Origin of the sequence: Rhizobium sp. Rhizsp42 (assembly GCF_047304155.1) — a bacterium.
GTDB lineage: Bacteria > Pseudomonadota > Alphaproteobacteria > Rhizobiales > Rhizobiaceae > Rhizobium.
This window is the reverse complement of sequence record NZ_JBGLYS010000046.1, coordinates 1-18,233: the sequence shown is the minus strand read 5'-3', so window position 1 is coordinate 18,233 and position 18,233 is coordinate 1. Positions and strand designations below refer to the sequence as shown.

The 18,233-nt window shown below is 58.7% G+C and carries 19 protein-coding genes and 5 pseudogenes; 12 read left to right on the top strand and 12 right to left on the bottom strand.

The window, feature by feature from the left end:
* A complete protein-coding gene (locus ACCD05_RS28400) occupies nt 1-921 on the bottom strand; it encodes a LysR family transcriptional regulator (protein ID WP_111564213.1) in 921 nt (306 codons plus the stop codon).
* 105 nt (nt 922-1,026) lie between these two features.
* Between ACCD05_RS28400 and ACCD05_RS28395 the strand changes: the two genes are divergently transcribed.
* The 4 genes and pseudogenes from ACCD05_RS28395 to ACCD05_RS28380 all read left to right on the top strand — a co-directional run.
* Nucleotides 1,027-2,262 carry an MFS transporter gene (locus ACCD05_RS28395; RefSeq protein ID WP_111564212.1) on the top strand — a complete coding sequence of 412 codons (1,236 nt, stop codon included), beginning with the start codon at nt 1,027-1,029 and terminating at the stop codon, nt 2,260-2,262.
* A 2-nt stretch (nt 2,263-2,264) separates the two neighbouring features.
* Nucleotides 2,265-3,377: an FAD-dependent monooxygenase gene (locus ACCD05_RS28390; protein WP_111564211.1), complete on the top strand. Its 1,113-nt coding sequence runs from the start codon at nt 2,265-2,267 to the stop codon at nt 3,375-3,377.
* 72 nt (nt 3,378-3,449) lie between these two features.
* Nucleotides 3,450-3,675 (top strand): annotated as a pseudogene (locus ACCD05_RS28385) (XdhC family protein); the annotation flags it as partial.
* Nucleotides 3,673-3,885 (top strand): annotated as a pseudogene (locus tag ACCD05_RS28380) (transposase); the annotation flags it as partial. The pseudogenes ACCD05_RS28385 and ACCD05_RS28380, both read left to right, overlap by 3 nt.
* Nucleotides 3,886-4,206: 321 nt before the next feature.
* On the opposite strand, the gene ACCD05_RS28375 reads toward ACCD05_RS28380, so the two are convergent.
* A complete protein-coding gene (locus ACCD05_RS28375; RefSeq protein ID WP_112437007.1) occupies nt 4,207-4,659 on the bottom strand; it encodes a VOC family protein in 453 nt (150 codons plus the stop codon).
* A gap of 12 nt (nt 4,660-4,671) precedes the next feature.
* Complete coding sequence (locus tag ACCD05_RS28370) at nt 4,672-4,833, bottom strand: hypothetical protein (RefSeq protein ID WP_162718203.1); 162 nt, start codon at nt 4,831-4,833, stop codon at nt 4,672-4,674.
* A 236-nt stretch (nt 4,834-5,069) separates the two neighbouring features.
* On the opposite strand from ACCD05_RS28370, the gene gcvA reads away from it, so the two are divergent.
* The 6 genes from gcvA to ACCD05_RS28340 all read left to right on the top strand — a co-directional run bounded on the left by gcvA (nt 5,070) and on the right by ACCD05_RS28340 (nt 9,966).
* Nucleotides 5,070-6,011 (top strand): transcriptional regulator GcvA, encoded by a 942-nt coding sequence (gene gcvA / locus ACCD05_RS28365; RefSeq protein WP_112437006.1) that lies wholly within the window; start codon nt 5,070-5,072, stop codon nt 6,009-6,011.
* A gap of 442 nt (nt 6,012-6,453) precedes the next feature.
* Nucleotides 6,454-7,542: an alpha/beta hydrolase family esterase gene (locus ACCD05_RS28360; protein ID WP_111564207.1), complete on the top strand. Its 1,089-nt coding sequence runs from the start codon at nt 6,454-6,456 to the stop codon at nt 7,540-7,542.
* 78 nt (nt 7,543-7,620) lie between these two features.
* Entirely contained in the window at nt 7,621-8,490 is an 870-nt protein-coding gene (locus ACCD05_RS28355) for a transglutaminase-like domain-containing protein (protein ID WP_112437005.1), read from the top strand.
* A 219-nt stretch (nt 8,491-8,709) separates the two neighbouring features.
* Complete coding sequence (locus ACCD05_RS28350) at nt 8,710-8,919, top strand: cold-shock protein (RefSeq protein ID WP_112437004.1); 210 nt, start codon at nt 8,710-8,712, stop codon at nt 8,917-8,919.
* A gap of 167 nt (nt 8,920-9,086) precedes the next feature.
* The gene (locus ACCD05_RS28345) at nt 9,087-9,296 is read left to right on the top strand and encodes a hypothetical protein (protein WP_111564204.1); all 210 of its coding nucleotides are present in this window, start codon (nt 9,087-9,089) and stop codon (nt 9,294-9,296) included.
* A 178-nt stretch (nt 9,297-9,474) separates the two neighbouring features.
* Nucleotides 9,475-9,966 carry a hypothetical protein gene (locus tag ACCD05_RS28340; protein ID WP_112437003.1) on the top strand — a complete coding sequence of 164 codons (492 nt, stop codon included), beginning with the start codon at nt 9,475-9,477 and terminating at the stop codon, nt 9,964-9,966.
* Between the two features lie 358 nt (nt 9,967-10,324).
* Here the strand turns inward: ACCD05_RS28340 and ACCD05_RS28335 are convergent, their stop codons facing one another.
* Both ACCD05_RS28335 and ACCD05_RS28330 read right to left on the bottom strand, forming a co-directional pair.
* The gene (locus tag ACCD05_RS28335; protein WP_413396864.1) at nt 10,325-10,879 is read right to left on the bottom strand and encodes a hypothetical protein; all 555 of its coding nucleotides are present in this window, start codon (nt 10,877-10,879) and stop codon (nt 10,325-10,327) included.
* A gap of 332 nt (nt 10,880-11,211) precedes the next feature.
* Nucleotides 11,212-11,718 (bottom strand): annotated as a pseudogene (locus ACCD05_RS28330) (transposase); the annotation flags it as partial.
* A gap of 296 nt (nt 11,719-12,014) precedes the next feature.
* Between ACCD05_RS28330 and ACCD05_RS28325 the strand changes: the two are divergent.
* Entirely contained in the window at nt 12,015-12,392 is a 378-nt protein-coding gene (locus tag ACCD05_RS28325; protein WP_111564335.1) for a response regulator, read from the top strand.
* Between the two features lie 314 nt (nt 12,393-12,706).
* On the opposite strand, the gene ACCD05_RS28320 is transcribed toward ACCD05_RS28325, so the two are convergent.
* Nucleotides 12,707-12,913 carry a hypothetical protein gene (locus tag ACCD05_RS28320; RefSeq protein ID WP_111564202.1) on the bottom strand — a complete coding sequence of 69 codons (207 nt, stop codon included), beginning with the start codon at nt 12,911-12,913 and terminating at the stop codon, nt 12,707-12,709.
* A 214-nt stretch (nt 12,914-13,127) separates the two neighbouring features.
* Nucleotides 13,128-13,652 (bottom strand): annotated as a pseudogene (locus ACCD05_RS28315) (transposase); the annotation flags it as partial.
* A 239-nt stretch (nt 13,653-13,891) separates the two neighbouring features.
* Between ACCD05_RS28315 and ACCD05_RS28310 the strand changes: the two are divergent.
* Nucleotides 13,892-14,017, top strand: coding sequence for a hypothetical protein (locus ACCD05_RS28310; protein WP_283193637.1), 126 nt, complete (start codon nt 13,892-13,894; stop codon nt 14,015-14,017).
* A 396-nt stretch (nt 14,018-14,413) separates the two neighbouring features.
* Here the strand turns inward: ACCD05_RS28310 and ACCD05_RS28305 are convergent, their stop codons facing one another.
* From ACCD05_RS28305 to ACCD05_RS28285, 5 genes and pseudogenes are all read right to left on the bottom strand, one after another.
* Entirely contained in the window at nt 14,414-15,016 is a 603-nt protein-coding gene (locus ACCD05_RS28305) for a general stress protein (protein ID WP_111564201.1), read from the bottom strand.
* 23 nt (nt 15,017-15,039) lie between these two features.
* Entirely contained in the window at nt 15,040-15,351 is a 312-nt protein-coding gene (locus ACCD05_RS28300; RefSeq protein WP_111564200.1) for a PepSY domain-containing protein, read from the bottom strand.
* Nucleotides 15,352-15,594: 243 nt separating this feature from the next.
* Nucleotides 15,595-15,750, bottom strand: a pseudogene (locus ACCD05_RS28295) (transposase); the annotation flags it as partial.
* Between the two features lie 719 nt (nt 15,751-16,469).
* The gene (locus tag ACCD05_RS28290) at nt 16,470-16,721 is read right to left on the bottom strand and encodes a GlsB/YeaQ/YmgE family stress response membrane protein (RefSeq protein WP_111564199.1); all 252 of its coding nucleotides are present in this window, start codon (nt 16,719-16,721) and stop codon (nt 16,470-16,472) included.
* A gap of 1,018 nt (nt 16,722-17,739) precedes the next feature.
* Nucleotides 17,740-18,233, bottom strand: a 494-nt coding sequence (locus ACCD05_RS28285; RefSeq protein WP_413396861.1) for a hypothetical protein, incomplete at its 5' end; no start/stop codon positions are given.

Below are 18,233 nucleotides of genomic sequence, written 5' to 3'. Positions count from 1 at the left end.
TCAAGTTGCGACTTGGCCCCCTTGATCAGCATAGGCGGCGAAGGCTTCCTGCAGTGCCAGGACGAATACCCGCACCTTAGGCAAGACCAGCCGCGTGGTGGGATACACTGCCCAGATTGGCATGTTCTCTGGCGCGCCGTCGGCGAGAGTGACAGCCACAAGCCGGCCCGCCCGCAGGTCATCGCGGACGGCCCAGTGCGACAATAACGCAATGCCGCCGCCCGCCAGGCAGGCGGCATGGCAGATGGCAATACTGCTCGATGAAAAACGCGCATGAACGCGGATATGTTTTTCCCGCTCACTTTCCGGCGCCCTCTCGTCCCGCATCGTCCAATGACTAATGCCGTTAAGCGGAAGGCAATCGTGCAAAGCCAAATCACCCACGAAAGCCGGCTGGCCACGTCGCTGAAGATAATCGGGTGCTGCTACCAGAAGCCGCGGATTGTCGGCCAGTTTTTGAGCGATCAAGCTGTTGTCGCGCAAATGAGCAATGCGGATGGCGAGATCGATACCAGTCGCGACCAGATCAGGAAGTGTGTCGGTAACGTCGAGCGAGATGCGCAGCTCGGGATTTTCCATCAGCAGACGGGGCACAAGCGGCGCCACAAATGTAAGGCCGAAGGCCGCGGATACCGAAACGCGCAGCAATCCGCCCGCGCCCCGGCCATCGGACCTCAACCGCGATGTGGCCTCCTGCTCATTGTCGATGATCGACCGGGCATAGGGCAGAAAGGTTTCGCCTTCTGGTGTCAGCGACAACGCGCGGGTGGTGCGGTGCATCAGCCGTATGCCGAGCGATGTTTCGAGCGCAGCCAGCCGACGGCTTGCAGCCATGGCCGGGATGCCCAGCCGGCGGGCTGCTTCTGCAAGGCTGCCAGCGTCGACGGCAGTGGTGAAAACGCGCAAATCATCGGTATTCATTATAACGAGTCTCGATATTCGGGCCAAACAATCGGACCCACTAAAACTGATTAAGATTAAATTATAGAAAAGTGGCTGACGAAACCACCCTGGAGAGACATCGAAATGAAAACTTTACAAAACTCGAAAGCATCACCCTTACCCAGTGACGTGACCGCCAAAGGAACCCGTAAACTCGGCCTGCTGGCCATGGCGGCCGCCAGCGGTATCGCTGTTGCCAATATCTATTATAACCAGCCGATGCTCGGTATAATCGAGGCGGAGTTTCCTGGGCAGTCCGCGGCGACGTTGATCCCGACCGCAACCCAACTCGGTTATGCGCTCGGCCTGTTTCTGTTGCTGCCGCTGGGCGATATCCTCCATCGCAAACCGCTGATCGTCGGTCAGTTTGTCGTGCTGGCTGTCGCCTTGGCTCTGGCTGCAATTGCGCCGACAGCCTGGATGTTGGTCATGGCCTCGCTCGTCGTTGGCGCGAGCGCCACGGTGGCGCAGCAGATTGTTCCGTTTGCGGCGTCACTGGCAACACCGGAAAAGCGCGGTGCCACGATAGGCACTGTCATGGCCGGCGTGCTGTCAGGGATCCTTTTCAGCCGCACGTTGTCCGGCTTTGTCGCAGAGCACGGCGGCTGGCGTGAAATGTTCTGGATCGGGGTACCGCTGGCTCTGGTCGCCGCCGTCTTGATGTTCGTGACTTTGCCCCATCACCGAACAACCTCCAGCATGCCCTATGGTAAGGCGCTCCGCTCGCTCGCACATCTCTGGACACGCTTGCCAACGCTGCGCACGGCGACATTCGTTCAAGCTGCTCTGTTTGCCTCGTTCACGGCGTTCTGGACTATTCTGGCACTCTACCTCCAGGGACCGCGTTTCAATCTTGGAGCCGATGTGGCCGGTCTGTTCGGCATTGTTGGCGCCGTGGGCGTCTTCGCAGCACCGCTCGCCGGTCGCGTCGCCGACAAGCATGGCCCGTCCTTCGTGGTGTGGTGTGGTGCTATCCTGACGCTGGTTGCATGGGTGGTGTTCGGTCTTTGGGGCGCGATTGCCGGTCTAATCGTCGGCGTCATCGTATTGGATTTCGGTATCCAGAGTGCGCTCGTCTCGAACCAGCACCTCATTTATGCGCTCGACCAGCAAGCCCGTAGCCGTCTGAATACCATCTTCATGACGGGCATGTTCCTTGGTGGCTCATTTGGTTCGGCAGTCGCTACCGTCGCGTGGAGTCAAGGAGAATGGACCGGCGTCAGCATCTTGGGTGGAATGCTCGCCCTCATCGCGCTTTTGGTTCTGGTCCTCGGCAACCGACGCTCAGGCGCTGCCTTCAGCGAACAAGAAGGACGCTAATCATGAAACCATTGCGTATTCGCGTTGTCGGTGGCTCGCTCGCGGGCCTGTTCACCGCAATTCTGTTGCAAATTGACGGTCATGATGTGGTTGTTTACGAGCGCTCTCACTCCGGACTTGCCGGACGCGGAGCGGGACTGGTGCCCCAGGAAGACGTCTTTCACATGCTGAGGATGATCGGCGCGGATCACGCTGCCAATGTCGGCGTGATCGCCCGCGAACGGATCTACTTCAATGCCGATGGCTCGGTCGCCCAGAAGCTGTCGATGCCACAGATGCAGATTTCGTGGGACTTTCTTTACTCTGAAGTCTTGGCACGTCTGGAAAAAGGACGGTACCAAGCCGGACGTGCCGTTGAGGCCGTAATTGATGCCGACGATGGTGCTACCATCGTTTTTGCCAATGGTTCATCCGAAAAAGCCGATTTGGTGATCGGTGCGGACGGGCTCGGCTCGGTGGTTCGGGCGACCCTCAACGAGGACTGGCATAACCGATATGCGGGATATGTCGCTTGGCGCGGACTGTTGCCTGAAAATGAACTTCCTTCGGGAGCATCAATTCTGATCGATCGTTTCGCCTTTTATATCCAGTCCGGTGTGCATATTCTCGGCTACCTAGTACCTGGCCCTAACGGCGAAACGACGCCGGGACAAAGGCGCTACAACTGGGTCTGGTACCGCCCCGTCAATGACGCCGAGCTGGCAAGCACCCTGACCGATCGTGACGGAACAGCCTATCCTTATTCCCTCCCGCGCGGCACTATTGTAACAAGCCGGGTGGAGGCCCTGCATGCGGATGCTGCGGCGATGCTGCCGACACCGTTCGCGCTCGCCGTTCAGGCAGAGAATACGCCGTCGATCCAGGCGATCTTTGACTACGCGGCTGATCGCATGGTTGGCCAATCCGTAGCGCTGGTCGGAGACGCGGCCTTTGTTGCTCGACCCCATACCGCGATGGGAGTTTCGAAGGCGGCCGCAGATGCAGTTTCCCTGCAACGAAACTTGGTGCGGGCAAGCTCACTTCGGGAGGGTTTAGCAGCATATCAGTCGGAGCGCATGTTCATCGACGAGCAAACCGTTGCTTATGGGCAACGACTTGGTGGCTCGGCTCTTTAGAAGCCGGGCACTTCCCTCTGAAATCAACGCACTCACGCTTTTACCTTGTCCAATTAACGAGGATAGGTCCTTATGACGGAAATACTCGTCCCGTTCAGGGTAAGCAGCACCGACAGTCCTGTCGATATCCTCACCTTTGCGGCCTCCGCTGTGCAACGCGGCGGAGCAGCCCTTGCGACATTGGTCGAAATAAGCGGCGGCGCAGCGCGTGCGCTGGGAGCGCAAGTTGCGATCGTTGCGGATGGCGGGATTTGTTGGCTATGTGTCGGGTGGGTGTGTCGAGACCGCCGTTGCAGCTTGGCGTGGCGGTGAAGTGAAGCCGACTGCCCGTTCCAAGCCAGCAGCCAAGCGAGAGCGGCGCAGACCCGATCCTCTACTCGCCGTCACTGCTGAACTCCCGGAATGGTTCGAGGCGGAGCCTTGGCGAACTTGGCGGGAGTTTCTTGAACGCTTGCAGGTCAAACACCCCGGCTTGTATCCCGACGGCCTTATTCGAACCGTGCAGCGCCCGCCGTCGACACCAGATGGTGAAGGCGCCGATATCGCCGAATAGGCGGCTCATCTCGGCTTCCTGTGTCATATCGGCGGACATGGTGCGCAAGCGGGATCCTGCGGCAAGCGTCCCAGCGGCTGCCTGGAGCTTGTCCTTCAGCGCGCCCGACGATCACAACTTCCGCACCGCGCTCGAGCGCAGCGCCGGCCACGCCCAGCCCAATGCCGGAACTGCCGCCAATTTACGATAACTTTCTTTCCATAAGCGATGCCATGGGAGCCTCCATAAGCTTGTGATTTGGGTTGAGTTTTGCGTCGGGGAGCGTTGCGATAGTAGTTAGCCTTGGTAGGCGCGCTCCAGATCCGCGATGACGATCTTCTTCATCTTGTACATGGCCTGCATCACCCGGCTGGCCTTCGCCTGGTCGGGATCGGCAATCATCCGGAGAAGAATACTGGGCGACACCTGCCAGTAGACGCCAAACTTGTCGGTCAGCCATCCGCAGGGCTGTTCCTTGCCGCCGTCGGCGATGAGGGCATTCCAATAGTAGTCCGTCTCCGCCTGGTCGTCGGTCTCCACCAGAAAGGAGAACGCTTCGTTGTAGGGGATAGACGAGTTGGCATTGAGGGCGGCTACAGGCAGGCCTGGCAGCTCGAACCGCACGACTGACAGTTCCGGGTCGGGCAGTTTCGTGCGTTCGAGGACCTTGGATCCGCGGAACACGGACATAAAGAATTCCATGGCCTCCTCGGCTCGTCCGTTGAACCAGAGATGGGGGTAGACTTTCATATCGCTTCTCCTTCAGGGCGTGAGACCACGGGGTGCGGACGATCGGACCCGGTGGATCACCGAGCTGTCCCAGTCGCGCTCGAATCCGATATCGTTGAGCCGACGATCTGAAAACCGCTCGATGCGCCGCATCGCCACGCGGTGCAGCAGAGCGAAGAGCAGGCCCGTGGTCATTCCGCTCATCGTCGAGAGCAGGGAGGAAACCGCCGGGCCAAGAGCAGATGACGGCGCACCGCCACAGTCCCCCGTGTTTGAGTGAGTATTCATCATGGCTTGTCATTCTCTTTCCGTGGCGCTGCCTTCGGACAGCGCGAAAAATGTTCTGTAATGAGGGGATTTTGAGCCTTGCACCGCTGGACGACAAACGATGAATAGTCGATCATATGTGACTGTTACTCACAGGCTTTGCCATGGCTCGTAGACTGCCGCCCCTGACGACATTGCCCGCATTCGACGCTGCTGCCCGCCATCTCAGCTTCACGAAGGCTGCTGCCGAGCTCAATGTGACCCACGGCGCGATTAGCCGAGCTGTGCGCCATCTCGAAGACGGGCTGGGCGTGCGGCTGTTCGATCGCGGGACGCGCTCAGTAGAGCTCACGGCGGAAGGCCTGGCTTATGCAGCAGAGGTAGGAGCGGCCCTGGATCGGATAAGCGTCGCGACGATGGCAACCGCCGCTTCGCGATCGTCCGGCGTGCTGAATGTCAGCACGTCCGATGGCTTTGCCGGACGGTGGCTTGTTCCCCGGCTACATCGGTTTCATCGGCCCCACCCCGATATCGACGTGTGCCTCTCAACGTCCGGAGTGCTCGCCGACTTCGTCAGGGATGGAATCGACATCGCGATCCGCTATGGCGAAGGCAATTACGACAACGTGACGTCGGAATTATTGATGGACGAGGACGTCTCTCCGATTTGCAGTCCCGAGCTCCTCCAAAGAAAGCATCCTTTGCGGACGCCCGAGGATCTGCGGCACCACAGGCTCATTCATGACAACTTCCGCATTGCCTGGTCGACCTGGCTCCAGGCTGCGGGCCTATACGGCATTGACCACACAAGCGGCGTGAAATTTGAAACCGCGGCCTATGCTATCGAGGCTGCGGCGCAAGGGGAGGGGGTTCTTCTTGGACGCAGCGCGCTGGTTTCAGCCGATCTGGCATCGGGACGGTTGGTGCGCCCGTTCGATCTCGCGTTGAAATCCCGATGGAGCTATTACGTAGTCTACCCTGAAGGCGGGCTTCGGCATCGGAAGCTGAGAGCGTTTCGAGATTGGCTCTTCAGCGAGACGACGGCTGATGAACACCGCCTCAAGAGAAGCCTGTCGGCAAACGATTCAGCGGAAAGCTCAGTCTGATCTGGCCACATTGCGCCGCCGGCGCCACCTCCGCACTGTCAGCCGGCGCTGAGCTCTCCTCGACGTGATTTTTGCCTGTTCTGCTCGATGATTTGGGCCATTCTTTAGATAATGCTTTTCGGCGCCATCTTGACGACGCATACCGATTCATTGGCTGCCTTAGGTACTTCGCGACCATCCTCAGCTTGCCGACGTTGGTCCTGTCGGTATTCGCGACAGCCCGGCGTCAGTCAGGCTCGTGCCTTGGAACGAGAAACGCAGCGATTTCCTGCAGCCAGGCCGAGAAGGAAGCGTGATAACGGCCCTATCTGCCAGTTGAATGCGGCGTTTGCAGTGGGCTCGGCTTCTCTATCCGACGTTCGGCACTTGCAATTGTGCAGTGCAGCATTACCTACGACATCCGGGACGTCGATTGGCCTTCCGCGACCAGCGAGGATGCTCCATGAGAAGTCTTTCGGATACATTGCAGCGCTTGCAACGATACCGCAACATTCCGGTGATGGATGCGGCTCCAACCAGACTAACGCAGCTGGAGATCGCTAGCGCTAATCCCGGCAACCTCCTCGGCTGGTACTATGCTCCCGAAAACGGCGATCGATCTGGCCCGCTTGCGCTTGTCGTCGTCCTGCATGGCTGCACCCAGACCGTGGCCGGCTACGATGCCGGATCAGGGTGGTCGAAATTGGCGGACGAATTCGGTTTCGCCGTTCTGTTTCCCGAACAGTCCCGCCAGAACAACCCCAACCTCTGTTTCAACTGGTTTTCCGAAAGCGACATTGAGCGGGATCGCGGAGAGGTCCGCTCGATCCGTGAGATGATCGATACGATGGTTTCCGACCACGGCATCGATCCAGCACGAGTGTTCATCACGGGGCTGTCAGCCGGCGGCGCCATGGCGAACGCTATGCTTGCTGCTTATCCGGAGGTGTTTTCCGGCGGAGCGATCATTGCGGGTCTGCCCTATGGCGTTGCATCCACGGTCCCGGAAGCGTTTGACCGGATGCGGGGCCACGGCCTGCCCTCCCACCAACGGCTCCAAGAGCGTCTCCGATCGGCATCGCCGCATGTTGGCCCGTGGCCCACGATATCGGTCTGGCACGGTACGGCCGACAAGACCGTCGATGAGTTGAACGCACGGGCCATCATTGAGCAGTGGAAGGCTATGCACGAGGTTGGCGATCAGCCGGCGCGGTCCGACGCTATGGATGGACATGAACATCACATTTGGACAAACAGGGCAGGCGCGGACGCCATTGAGCTTCACCGCATTCGCGGCATGGGACACGGCACTCCGATCGACACGTCGAGCGGCTATGGCGCGCGAGCCCCCTACATGCTCGACGTCGGCGTCTCCTCGACGGAACACATTGCCCGCAGTTGGGGTCTCACGCCCTCCTTCGAGCGTCGGGTCCAACCTGATGGGAGGGCGACGACCTCAAACGAGATAGGAAGCGATGACCGCAAGGATGTGACGAACTATGTCCAGGATGTCATCGAGAGCGCGCTGCGATCCGCCGGGCTTATGAGATGAGATTTCCTTGGCTGCCCCGAGGGAGAAACCATCCCTGAACACATGCGCGCTTTTGGTCCTTCTGCGCGAGGAGCGTAAATGGCAGAGCTTTCCATACAGCACCGGACGACCTACAGCTACCGGTTTCCCGTCCAACTCACGCCCTATCGGCTATTGCTGCGACCGCGCGAAGGGCCGGATCTTTTGCTGCAACATCACCAGATTACGGTCTCGCCCGAAGGCAGGGTGGCCTGGACGACGGATGTATTCGGAAACGCGGTTGCGACCCTGACGTTCTCGGAGCCGACACGCCGGCTGGAGATCGTAAGCCATGCCGACGTCGACCTGAAATCGCAGGCCTGGCCGGTGTTCGACATCGCCGCGTCGGGCGCCACCTACCCTTTCCTTTACGACGATCAGGATTGGAAGGATCTTGGTTCTCTCAGGGATGCTCAATATCCCGACCCCTCCGGTGAACTGCATCAGTGGGTCATGGGCTTCGTCATGGAGAACTCGACCGACACGCTGTCGCTGTTGAAGGACCTCAGTGCCGGCGTTGCGAACGGCGTTGCCTATCAGGGGCGAGATATTGAAGGGACGCAGGCTCCGCTGGAAACCCTTCGCGTAAGGTCCGGGAGTTGCCGGGACCTTGCGACACTCTTTGCCGAATCTGTGCGGGTTCTTGGCCTCGGGGCGAGGATCGTGTCCGGATATCTCCACGACCCAGTGAGAACCCTCGTCGGTTCGTCGCCGGGCGGATCGACCCATGCATGGGTTGAAGTGTTCCTCCCGGGCGCAGGATGGATCGCGTTCGATCCGACGAACAGGAGCATGGGTAGCGCAAACCTGATCCCGGTGGCCGTCGCACGCGACATTACCCAGCTTATGCCTGTGTCGGGAACGTTTATCGGCCCTGCGGATGCGTTCGTGTCGATGGATGTCGCCGTGGACATCGCTTTAATCGCTTGACGGTGCGAGCAACAGACGGAGCGGTTGAATTTTCCATGGGCAGAACATAAATCCGGCGCTCCCTTGTAAAATCAGAACTTGTGCCCATATATTGTTTATCGACCATTGCTTGTGATGTTGGTTCGGAGCTTCGCTCCCGTCGGATTTCCTCTCAAATCATCGATCTTATCCCGCAAGGCATCGCGGGAACCACAACGATTGTTCTGAAAGGAGATCGTCATGACGACTGGTTCCGTCAAATGGTTCAACTCCACCAAAGGCTTCGGCTTCATCCAACCGGATAACGGTAGCACGGACATCTTCGTCCATCCGTCCGCTGTCGAGCGCGCCGGAATGCGTTCGCTCTCAGATGGCCAGAAGATCTCCTACGAGGTTGTTCAGGACCGCAAGTCCGGCAAAAGCTCCGCCGAAAATCTTCAGGCGGCTTAAGTTTTCATTCGCCTCGCTGACCACGGATGTACTGGCAGCAGAGCTGAGTGACTGTGAGAGGTCGGGGTTAGCGCCCGGCCTTTTTGTTTGGCTGGCCTCGTCTCCGGCTTCGATCCGACCGTCGACGTCTCGGATGCGTCCGAGCTACACACCGAAAGAGAATTATCATGACCACGACGACGCAGGAGTTGTTCAAGCCCGAGAAAATCTCCGCACGCGATAAGGCTGCGACCACGAGTCAAGTCGCGCGACAGATCATTGAAACGGAAGCGGCCGACCGGATCCGCAAAACCGAGCGCCTGCGCCAGTTGCGCGAAGCGCAGCCGATCGAGCTGAAACCGATACGTCCTGCTCGGCGCCGGAAATCAGCACCATAGGTTGGGTGATAAGGGCGTATCAGCGGGGACCAACCGCTGCTTGGACGACGCTTTCACGGAAAGAGACGATGCTTCTCACCTTTAAAAATTTTTGGCCAAGCCCTTCCAGCGCCGCTCCTGTAGCTGTCGCCGTTACAAGCTTCGTCTTCATCCTGTTCCTAATCTCGGAGGGTTGGCTATGGTGAGTATAACCGGCGTGAAACAGTCTCTTCTTCGAAAGCTTCTCAAAAGAGCTGATTACGCGACGCTTGACTTGAAGCCCGAAGCGGGAGCGAACCACGCGGCGGAGAGCACTCTCATTGAGCAGATCCGATCCGGCATGATCCGACCGGATGGCTATCCCGCGCCGACAATCAAAGCTGACACGCGACGCCCTGGCGAGCCGATGGATCAAGGAACGATCTCGCACGGGCAGGCGCATCGCCTGGACGAGATGAATCCTGTTGAGAAAAGCTGTGAACCGGAAGAGCAGATCGAATTCGCCGCGAGCTCCAATGGCGACTGCTGGATCCTATGCGGTCAGAGCAAGCCTGAAAGTGCCTTTGTCCTTCATCGGGCCAATCCGGCGTCGGGCGGGCACGAAACACGAAGGTCGGTCGACGCCTTCCTCGATCTGAAACCCAACGGGCCTGAACATGAGGCCCTACGAGCGTTACTCCAAGATCGATAAAACAGTAGCCCAACCCTGGAACCAGTTTCGGGTGAAGCTTTAGCTTCAAATTTCAAGCGAAGGGCAACGGGATGAAGTCGGCACTGAACATCTTCCCACCCGATTTCATACGGATGAAGGGGGCCGACTCCCCCAAAGCGCTTTCGCTTGGAGGACGACGCTCTAACTCTGGGACCGTACAGAGCGCAATGTCGGTAAGACGTCCTATCCTGATCGCCGCGCTCCAGCCACCGCGAACAGGTTTCAATCAGAATGTGAGGGCATAGGTTCGATGACCCGCGGACGAGATGGACACTTAACGACCAGGACGCCGCCTGCCCGGTTTCGAGAGCAGTCACAAAGAACTTTTCAGAGCAATTCACTGTAAAGCATGGTGATCCACAGGACGCTCCCCGCGAGCCAGACCAGCCCGGGCCACATGAGCTTGCGGCTGTCGTCGGTTCTCGTTGCAAACAGAGCGATCGCGGCCCCGGCCACGCACGATGTACCAGACGCCGAGCGAGGCGAAGTGCTCTCGTCCTTTGATGAGCGTGTCGATCAGGTCGAAAGCAAAGGATATGGCAAAGAGGGCGAAGAAGGCGTGCCGTCTTCGGATGACAAACACCTCCCTGTCACCATGGTCCTGAAGATGGTCGGGGTAGAGCGGCGTCGACATCAGGAAAAACAACGAAGCGTTGGCAAGCACGAAAATGTAGATCCAGCAATTCCATGTCTCGACCAGGCGAAGCGCGAACTCCCACCACCAGAAATGGACGGCGCCAAGCAGAAGTGCCATTGACCAGACGATCTGCGCATGCATTCTATCGGTCTTTCCTGGCTCCTGCAGGCGACGAGACAGACCGGACAGCACGCGGGTTATCGACAGCCCGAGGACCAGGCTGACGAGAACTCGCAAGTGTCCATAGGCGTCCATGCTTCAAATCCTCTCGCGTTATCGAGGCCTCATTGCCGGCGTTGCGGTAGCCACCGGAGACGCCTGGTTGCTGTGGTGGCAAAGGTCCCGCGTCCGTGTCGGATCCCGCTGAGAGAAATCGCAAACAGCAGCCCCGCGCAGACCAGCAACAGATATCCACCCACTTGGCGATAGGCGATCACACCCAATATGCCGCCCAGGAGAAAAGCCACGATCGTCCAGACGTGCAGCTTGAGCCGCGTACGGTTTTAGGCGGCGTGGGCATCGGGTTCTCGTCCGCGTAAAATGTCGAACGCAATACCGAACGCCCGAGGCCACCGGCGCCGAGGCGGTGCATGGATATAGCCCGTTCTTGGCTTCAGGCGCAGCAGGTGCTTCGGATTGGATGAGCGCTTCTTCGCAATCTCTTCAGGCGAGAATAATGCCGGAATGCGCCGGGCGACCGTGACATAGGATGGCATGGCAAGACCGGCTTCCTCGCAGCGCCTGGATCTCGGCAACGACAGGAGTGAGTGGAGGCGCCTCGAGCGTCAGCCATTCCTCGCGCAGCGTTGCGTCGATGATGTCCTCGATCTGTTGGGGCAGTCGCTTGCGCCGGCTGACGGCGGCGCGTGGCGGCAGGGCCGTCGCCGTTCGATCCGCGCGATAACGGGCAAGGAGATTGTAGACTTGCCGCGTCGTCAGCCGCAGCTCCGCTGCGGCGCGAGCCGTGGCAGCTTGCCGCGGGCCATCACTATCGAGGATTTTGTCCAGCTCTCGAGACAGCGGCGAGCGGCCGACCATTGCTCATCCGGAATCGGTCGAGTTGCGACTATTGGATCGCGCAATTGCTTGGTCAAGAGAGTGCTTCATTGAAATCGTTAGCGGAAAATTCGCGCGAATCTATTCGCTAAAACTAACTTGCCTATGACATTTTGCCGTTTGAAATCGGGAAGTAAAAGCCACAGAGGTCATCTGTATCATGGGATTGCGGCCACCGTCATCTTCAAGGCCGCGATACTTGGAGGTTTTAGGACGCCACCTTCCGGCGGTTCGTTCGTATTTTATTAAATATGTTCGATAATAATCCCGTCGGAGGGGCGATCGAAAACCTGGGCGAGCGAGTTCATCTCGTATCCACGGAATGGAGACGGCCATGTACCAGCGTACCGTACTTATCGTAGAAGACGAGCTTTTGATCCGAATGGTGCTCGCCGACACATTGTTTGACCGGGGCTACGATGTGCTGGAAGCAGGAAACGTTCTCGAGGCTGTCGCAATCCTCGGGCAAAAAGAGCTTGATGCCGTAATCACCGATGTTGATATGCCGGGTGGCTTGAGCGGCCTCGATCTTCTGCGGATGATGTCAAGAAACCACGCGAGCGTCCCCGTCATCGTCGCCTCCGGTGGGCATCTACTTAGTCAAGATGATCTGCCGACAGGCGCGGTGTTTATACCCAAGCCCTACAGCGTGACGGCCATCGCGTCATTGGTCGATGAGATGACCTCTTCCGCCAAGCGCCGTCGGGCTTGAAGGCAAGGGCGACGCGGGGAACAGGTTTGACTGCGCCGGGTTCGATGTCTCGAAACCAAATGGTGGATGAGAGATAACCCAGATTTTTTCGTACACGGTATGTTTCAGAACCACAAAAACTGGGACCGCTGGGTCCGCTTTTTTCCGCGCGGGGATATGACTGCAGCGCGCCCGCGTGACCGCTACCCGGCAGGACGCTCTTTAACCACGATCGCGGATCGCAGGCGGCGCAGCACTACCCTCGCCTGGTGAAGGGCTGCGGGGTTTTGGCGCTGGAGGAAAGTATCTCCGCTGAGCCTATACTGGCGAACGCATCAGAGCGCGATCGCCTTGAACGCGGCGGCGGCGTTCGGGCCCCGCTCGGCCTTTGATCTCACGCCGATCCGGAAGCTGGCGACCGTATCAACCTTAGGGGCGAAAACGAACAGATCGCTCGCGCGTCCCTCTTTCAGTTCGATCTCGACCTCCCTTGTCGGAGAACGGCGGTCAGCGGAAATGGCGTAAACCTCATCAAGGGCCACCTCTATCCGTTAGCCATTCTCCACGATATTGCACAGCCGCCTCGCGATCATCAAGTCGAAAAAGGATTCAAGCTTCAGCTCGCCACCGAATTCCCCAGGCAGCCGGCTCGTGTGATCGAGAACGGGTTCGTTGCTCTCGATCAGCGCTTCCCATTCGGACCGCGCAAACAGCGATCCGCTTGGCCCCGTCGCCTTCACGGCTTGCGTCCTGGTGTCGCCCACCCGCCTGACGCGCCCGCACTTTGAGGTAGGTGCCGTCCACCCACAAGTACGGCCAGTCGCCCTCGATTGGCCGATCGAGAAAGGCTTTGACCTTGTCATCGATCTCCTCGCACAGGCGGGAAACCTGGCTCTTTGAGATGCCGCCCATCCCCATGGCCTTGACGAGATCATCCACGGAACGCGTCGAGATGCCCTGAATGTAAGCTTCCTGGATAACAGCTGTCAGCGCCTTCTCGGCCATGCGGCGTGGCTCGAGGAAGGTTGGGAAGTAGGACCCTTTACGCAGCTTTGGGATACGCAGCTCTACCGTACCTGCACGGGTCTCCCAGTCACGGTCGCGATAACCGTTGCGTTGCGCCAATCGTGATGGGCTCTTCTCACCGTGGGCCGCGCCAGTTGCAGCGCTAACTTCCAATTCCATCAGTCGCTCAGCAGCAAAACCGATCACTTCGCGCAGAATATCCGCGTCCGGGGTCTTCTCCACGAGCTCGCGTAGGTCCATTATGTCGTTGGTCATCGATGTATCCTTCGTATCTGGTTGAGTGTCAGCAACCCAACCATACCGGAGATTATCGATGACCGCCCGCAAAGCCGCTCACTCGCTACAGCGCGCTAAGGGCGCGCTCGCGAGCGGCTTTGCTACCGTCGACTTACACCACATAGTGTGATCGCTCAGGGCCTAGGCTCAGGCGTCGACTCTCCACACTGTCTCTTGTCAACTGTGGCCAGTGTGCCCAAGCTATGAGGAGAACTGCCATGAAGTATCATGCCGGACTGGATGTCAGCCAGCAAACGACATCAATCTGGATCGCTGATGACGAAGGCAGGATTGTGGCCGAGCGGAAAGTAGCGTCGTGCCCAGACGCGATTGGAAGCGTTTGAACCGTTCTCGGTAAGAGGCGGTCAAAGTGCCGACCTCGAAGAGAACCATGAGCCTGACCCGCGATGCCAGCTGCGACCAGCTTGACAACCGCGATCAGAGAACGCTCGGGGACACGATCGCGAACTCGTGCGAGGCGTCTTAAAGGGGAGGCACAATCTTCTAATGATTGGCCGATATGCTTCACTACAGCCACGAAGCATAGATCCTAGTCGGCTCTTCAGCATATCCAACTGCTCTCCACCGGCTTTCTGAAGACATGGGCGCCAGTGTGTTGGTCAGGTCCAACCGGGCCGCCTCGTGCATTGGCTTTTCGCCACGCGGCGCCGCGAGACCCCATAAAGGCGCGCTTCGAGCGGCCCGAGATGGACCGCTCGACGTTGCCTCACCGCGATGGATCAACCGCGACGATACCGCGAACGCTCCGCTTCAATCTGTTCCGCCGAATAGGGCTCAGCGTTCTCGTCGAAGCGGTTCCAACCCTGTTCCACATAGCTGGCTCGTCGCGATTGATAATCAACCGGACGGGACTGCGTAAGGATGGACTGAGCGGTTGCGACCTTGCTCTCTTCGACCCTCGCGGTAACTACCGAACCCCCTCGGCGAATTCCCTCGGCGTAAAAATTCGCTTCGTCTTCGGATACGCCTTCCCGAACCATGGCGCCGACGATGCCGCCAACCGCGCCCCCTGCAACAGCGCCCGCGACAGCGCCAGCTGCCGTGGCCGCCAGCCATCCCGCGGCGACGACCGGACCAACACCTGGAATGGCCAACATTCCAAGTCCCGTCAGAAGACCGCCCGCGCCGCCGGCAACCGCGCCGACACCCGCGCCGGTTCCAGCCCCTTCAGCCGCATGGGATCCCTGTCCCTCGACATCGACGCCGTTTGCCTTGTTCGTGACGATACTGATGTCGTCGGACGGCACGCCAGCGTCTTCAAGCGCCTTCACAGCGGAACGGGCGTCGTCGTAGCTGTCATATAGTCCAGTAACTGTTCGCATGTTTTTGTCTCCTCTTCTTTTGTTTACTTGGCCAACGTCACGTTGCCCTGAAAGTCCAGGGAAACCTTGACGTCCGCCCCGTCCTTCTTCGCGTTGGCGCGCCAAACGCCTTGGTCGTCAAGCTTTAGGCTCATGACGTCAGTGTAGCCGGCACCTTCGATGCGCGACTTCGCCTGATCCTCGGTGAAGCTATTCTTGCCGGCGACCGGGGCGGCGGGATTGTGTTCCGTGTTAACGGCCGGCGTCGTCTGCGAGGTGGACGGGGTCTCGCTCTGCGCGAACGCGGCGGTTGCCGAAAGGATTATGGCGGCGGAAAGCGTTGTGATCTTTTTCATTGGTGTCTCCTCGAGTTACGAGGACGAAACCTCGAAAAAGACTGTTTGTTCCGAGGCTTATGACAAATTGTTTGATTAAGGTTATTCGGTCCCAATCGCGCAGTCACTGCGTGACAATCCATACTGTCCCGTCTCGCCGAGTAGACCGCAACGATGATGGCCATCCCGGTAAAGCCGATGAGCCCACGATCCTGATAATCACGAGAGTGGATGTAAATGTCGATTACGCGATGAAATTCTCATCCCCATGGCCTTGACGAGATCATCCACGCAACACGTCGAGATGCCCTGAATGCAAGCTTCCTGGATAACAGCTGTCAGCGCCTTCTCGGCCATGCGGCGTGGCTCGAGGAAGGTTGGGAAGTAAGACCCTTTACGCAGCTTTGGGATACGCAGCTCTCACTGGCTTTGATCCAGGGCATGCGGTGATGGCTGACGCGCGTTTGGATCTGATTTTTGTGTGGGGAGACGTGTCCCCACGGTGACCGCGATCACGACAACCTCCTGATGGAAAGGGATGGGCTACCGGAACCGACCAGAGCTCAGTCGTTGGAAGAATTCGCCTAACTCGTTTGGAAAACGTTTCCGAGCTGTCTCGAATCACGCGTGCGCCGTGAAGATCTAGACCCACCTCAAGACCGGATCGCCCCTACGCGGACTCACCAGCCGGTCGCGGTGTATTTTCCTGACCTCTCGAAAAGCGACCGAAGTCTTTTGGTCCATCTGAAACTTCGAAGCCGCATCTGCTCCACGCCACGCGTTTCTTCCCACGAGCCAAACATATTTTCGAGACTTGCGGGGTCTCGCGTGGGCCTTGCCAAGCGTTATCACGGCGTTGTGGCGCACTTTAACCGACGGCAGTGGAAGTCGTCACCTTGTCCAAAGCTTATCCGTTTGAATTGCGATGTTGTGTCCCGCCGTCAGACTCATGTCCAGATGACCTCACGCGGCGCCCCACGGTGACCCGGCGCCGACAGAACGCGATCGCGTTCGAGCCGCCCCGGACAGACCCCGTTAGGAGCGAGGCCACGGCAACGCTGCATGGCCCAGGAAACTTTAATGGGCCGCCGCGTCGCCGCGCGCTTTTGGGGCTTGGTTTGAGAGCAACCGTGATTTCCTCAACGCCGGAAGATTCGTCCGATCGCGATCAGGATGCAGGCGCCGACGAAACCCGCAATGAGGTATCCAATCCAACCTCCAAGCACGACACCGAAAACGGAAAGGATAGCATTCGCGACGATTGCGCCCACGATGCCTAGTATGATGTTCATGATCACGCCCATGTTGGACCTCATGAACTGCTCGGCGAGCCAACCCGCGATTCCACCAATGATTATTGCCGCTAACCAGCCAATGCCTGCCTGTTCCATGTTGCTTGCTCCATCGAAGCCGTTGGTCGTCAGCTTGAGTTAGGGCTCGTCGCGAAGCCGTCAATCCGACCAGTTCGTGAAGCTCCGCGGATGAGCAGCCCTCGGCAGATTATCCCCTTCAGTCCAGCTGGCGAATATCCCGACACAGGGAACCTATTCAATCGCCTTTTGTTCGGTACGAAGGCGTCCTTTGCTACCCGGATGTCTGCCCGATATCCTTCGGTCGGGTGAAGCCCTCGCGAAATTCGCGGGGGCTTCGTAGCGTGATTGGAAAGAACCGCGCTATCTAAGACGGGTGGATAATATGACTATCGTTGGGAACCCAGTGGCGTTTTCCACATTGGACTGGGGTCTCATGACTTGCGACGGGATAAATGGCCGCGGAAAATCGCGACATCAACTGCCCGCTGGGCAGTTCGCCGTCAAATCGACCTTTTTTATCCCTGCCGAGCGTGAGATCGGGATCGACACCATGGCTGACCGGTTGGCGCTAGCACGGGGATCGGCGCCGAAACGCTCGATTACACCGACGAGAATCTCCATGAGCGTATGCTCGACCTGACGGACGGTAGGGGCGGATGCGGTGATCGAGGCATGTTGGCATGGAAAGCCATGGGGCGGGGAGATTGATGGAAACAATGCAATCGAAGCTCCAGCATCGAGCCTCCTTACGCCTTGTGGCAAGCGGTCCTTGCATGTCGTCCAGGCGGCATCGTCTTATCGCCTGGCATGTTCGTTGGGTCGGCCATCGCGGCGCCCTTTGGTGCATTCCACGGCAAAGCCCTCACGCTAAAGAGGGGGCGGACCCATTTTCAGAGATGCCCGCGCCCGCTGATGGATCGGATCGTCGAAGGGAGGAACGATCCATCTTCCCTCCTCACGCATAGGACCAGGCTAGAAGGAGGGCAGAGGCCTAGAAGATTCGCGACAAGAAGGACGGCTGCGTGAGGGTTGTCATTCGACCAAACGCATAGTTCCCTGGGGCTCTCCGTTAAAGCGGAGGCTCCAACGGGCAAGGTTACTCGGCAGCGACCCTGAGTTCCGCCGCGACGGCGTCAAGCAATTCGATCGGCGCGATTATATCGAAGTCCTCGATCATGTGGTGCTGGTCGGAACCGGTCACCGCTAGCGTCCAATAGTCTGGGTCCTCGCCAAAGATCCTGGACACTTGAACGACTGTTGCACTTCCCTTTGCATGCTTTCGCGGTCGCGCCCAATAAAACGCATCTGGGACCAATCTCGTCATCACGCTCACTCCCCACGGGTGCGCCGACGATATCAGAATTTTCTTGAAACGCCATGGTTGGCGTTTGTCGGGTACCGTACCATCGCCCTGCCGGCCGGTCGCCAGGAAGTTGGACCGCAGCACGCAGCAAGGCGATGGCATGATGATCGAAACTAGTCGGTGATGCGAATTCTTGGCGCCACCATGAAACGCTCCAATGAAAGAACACAAGGGATAAAACACCAGCGTTGGCGGCGTTTCCTTGGGTTCTGGTTGTGTTTTGACCG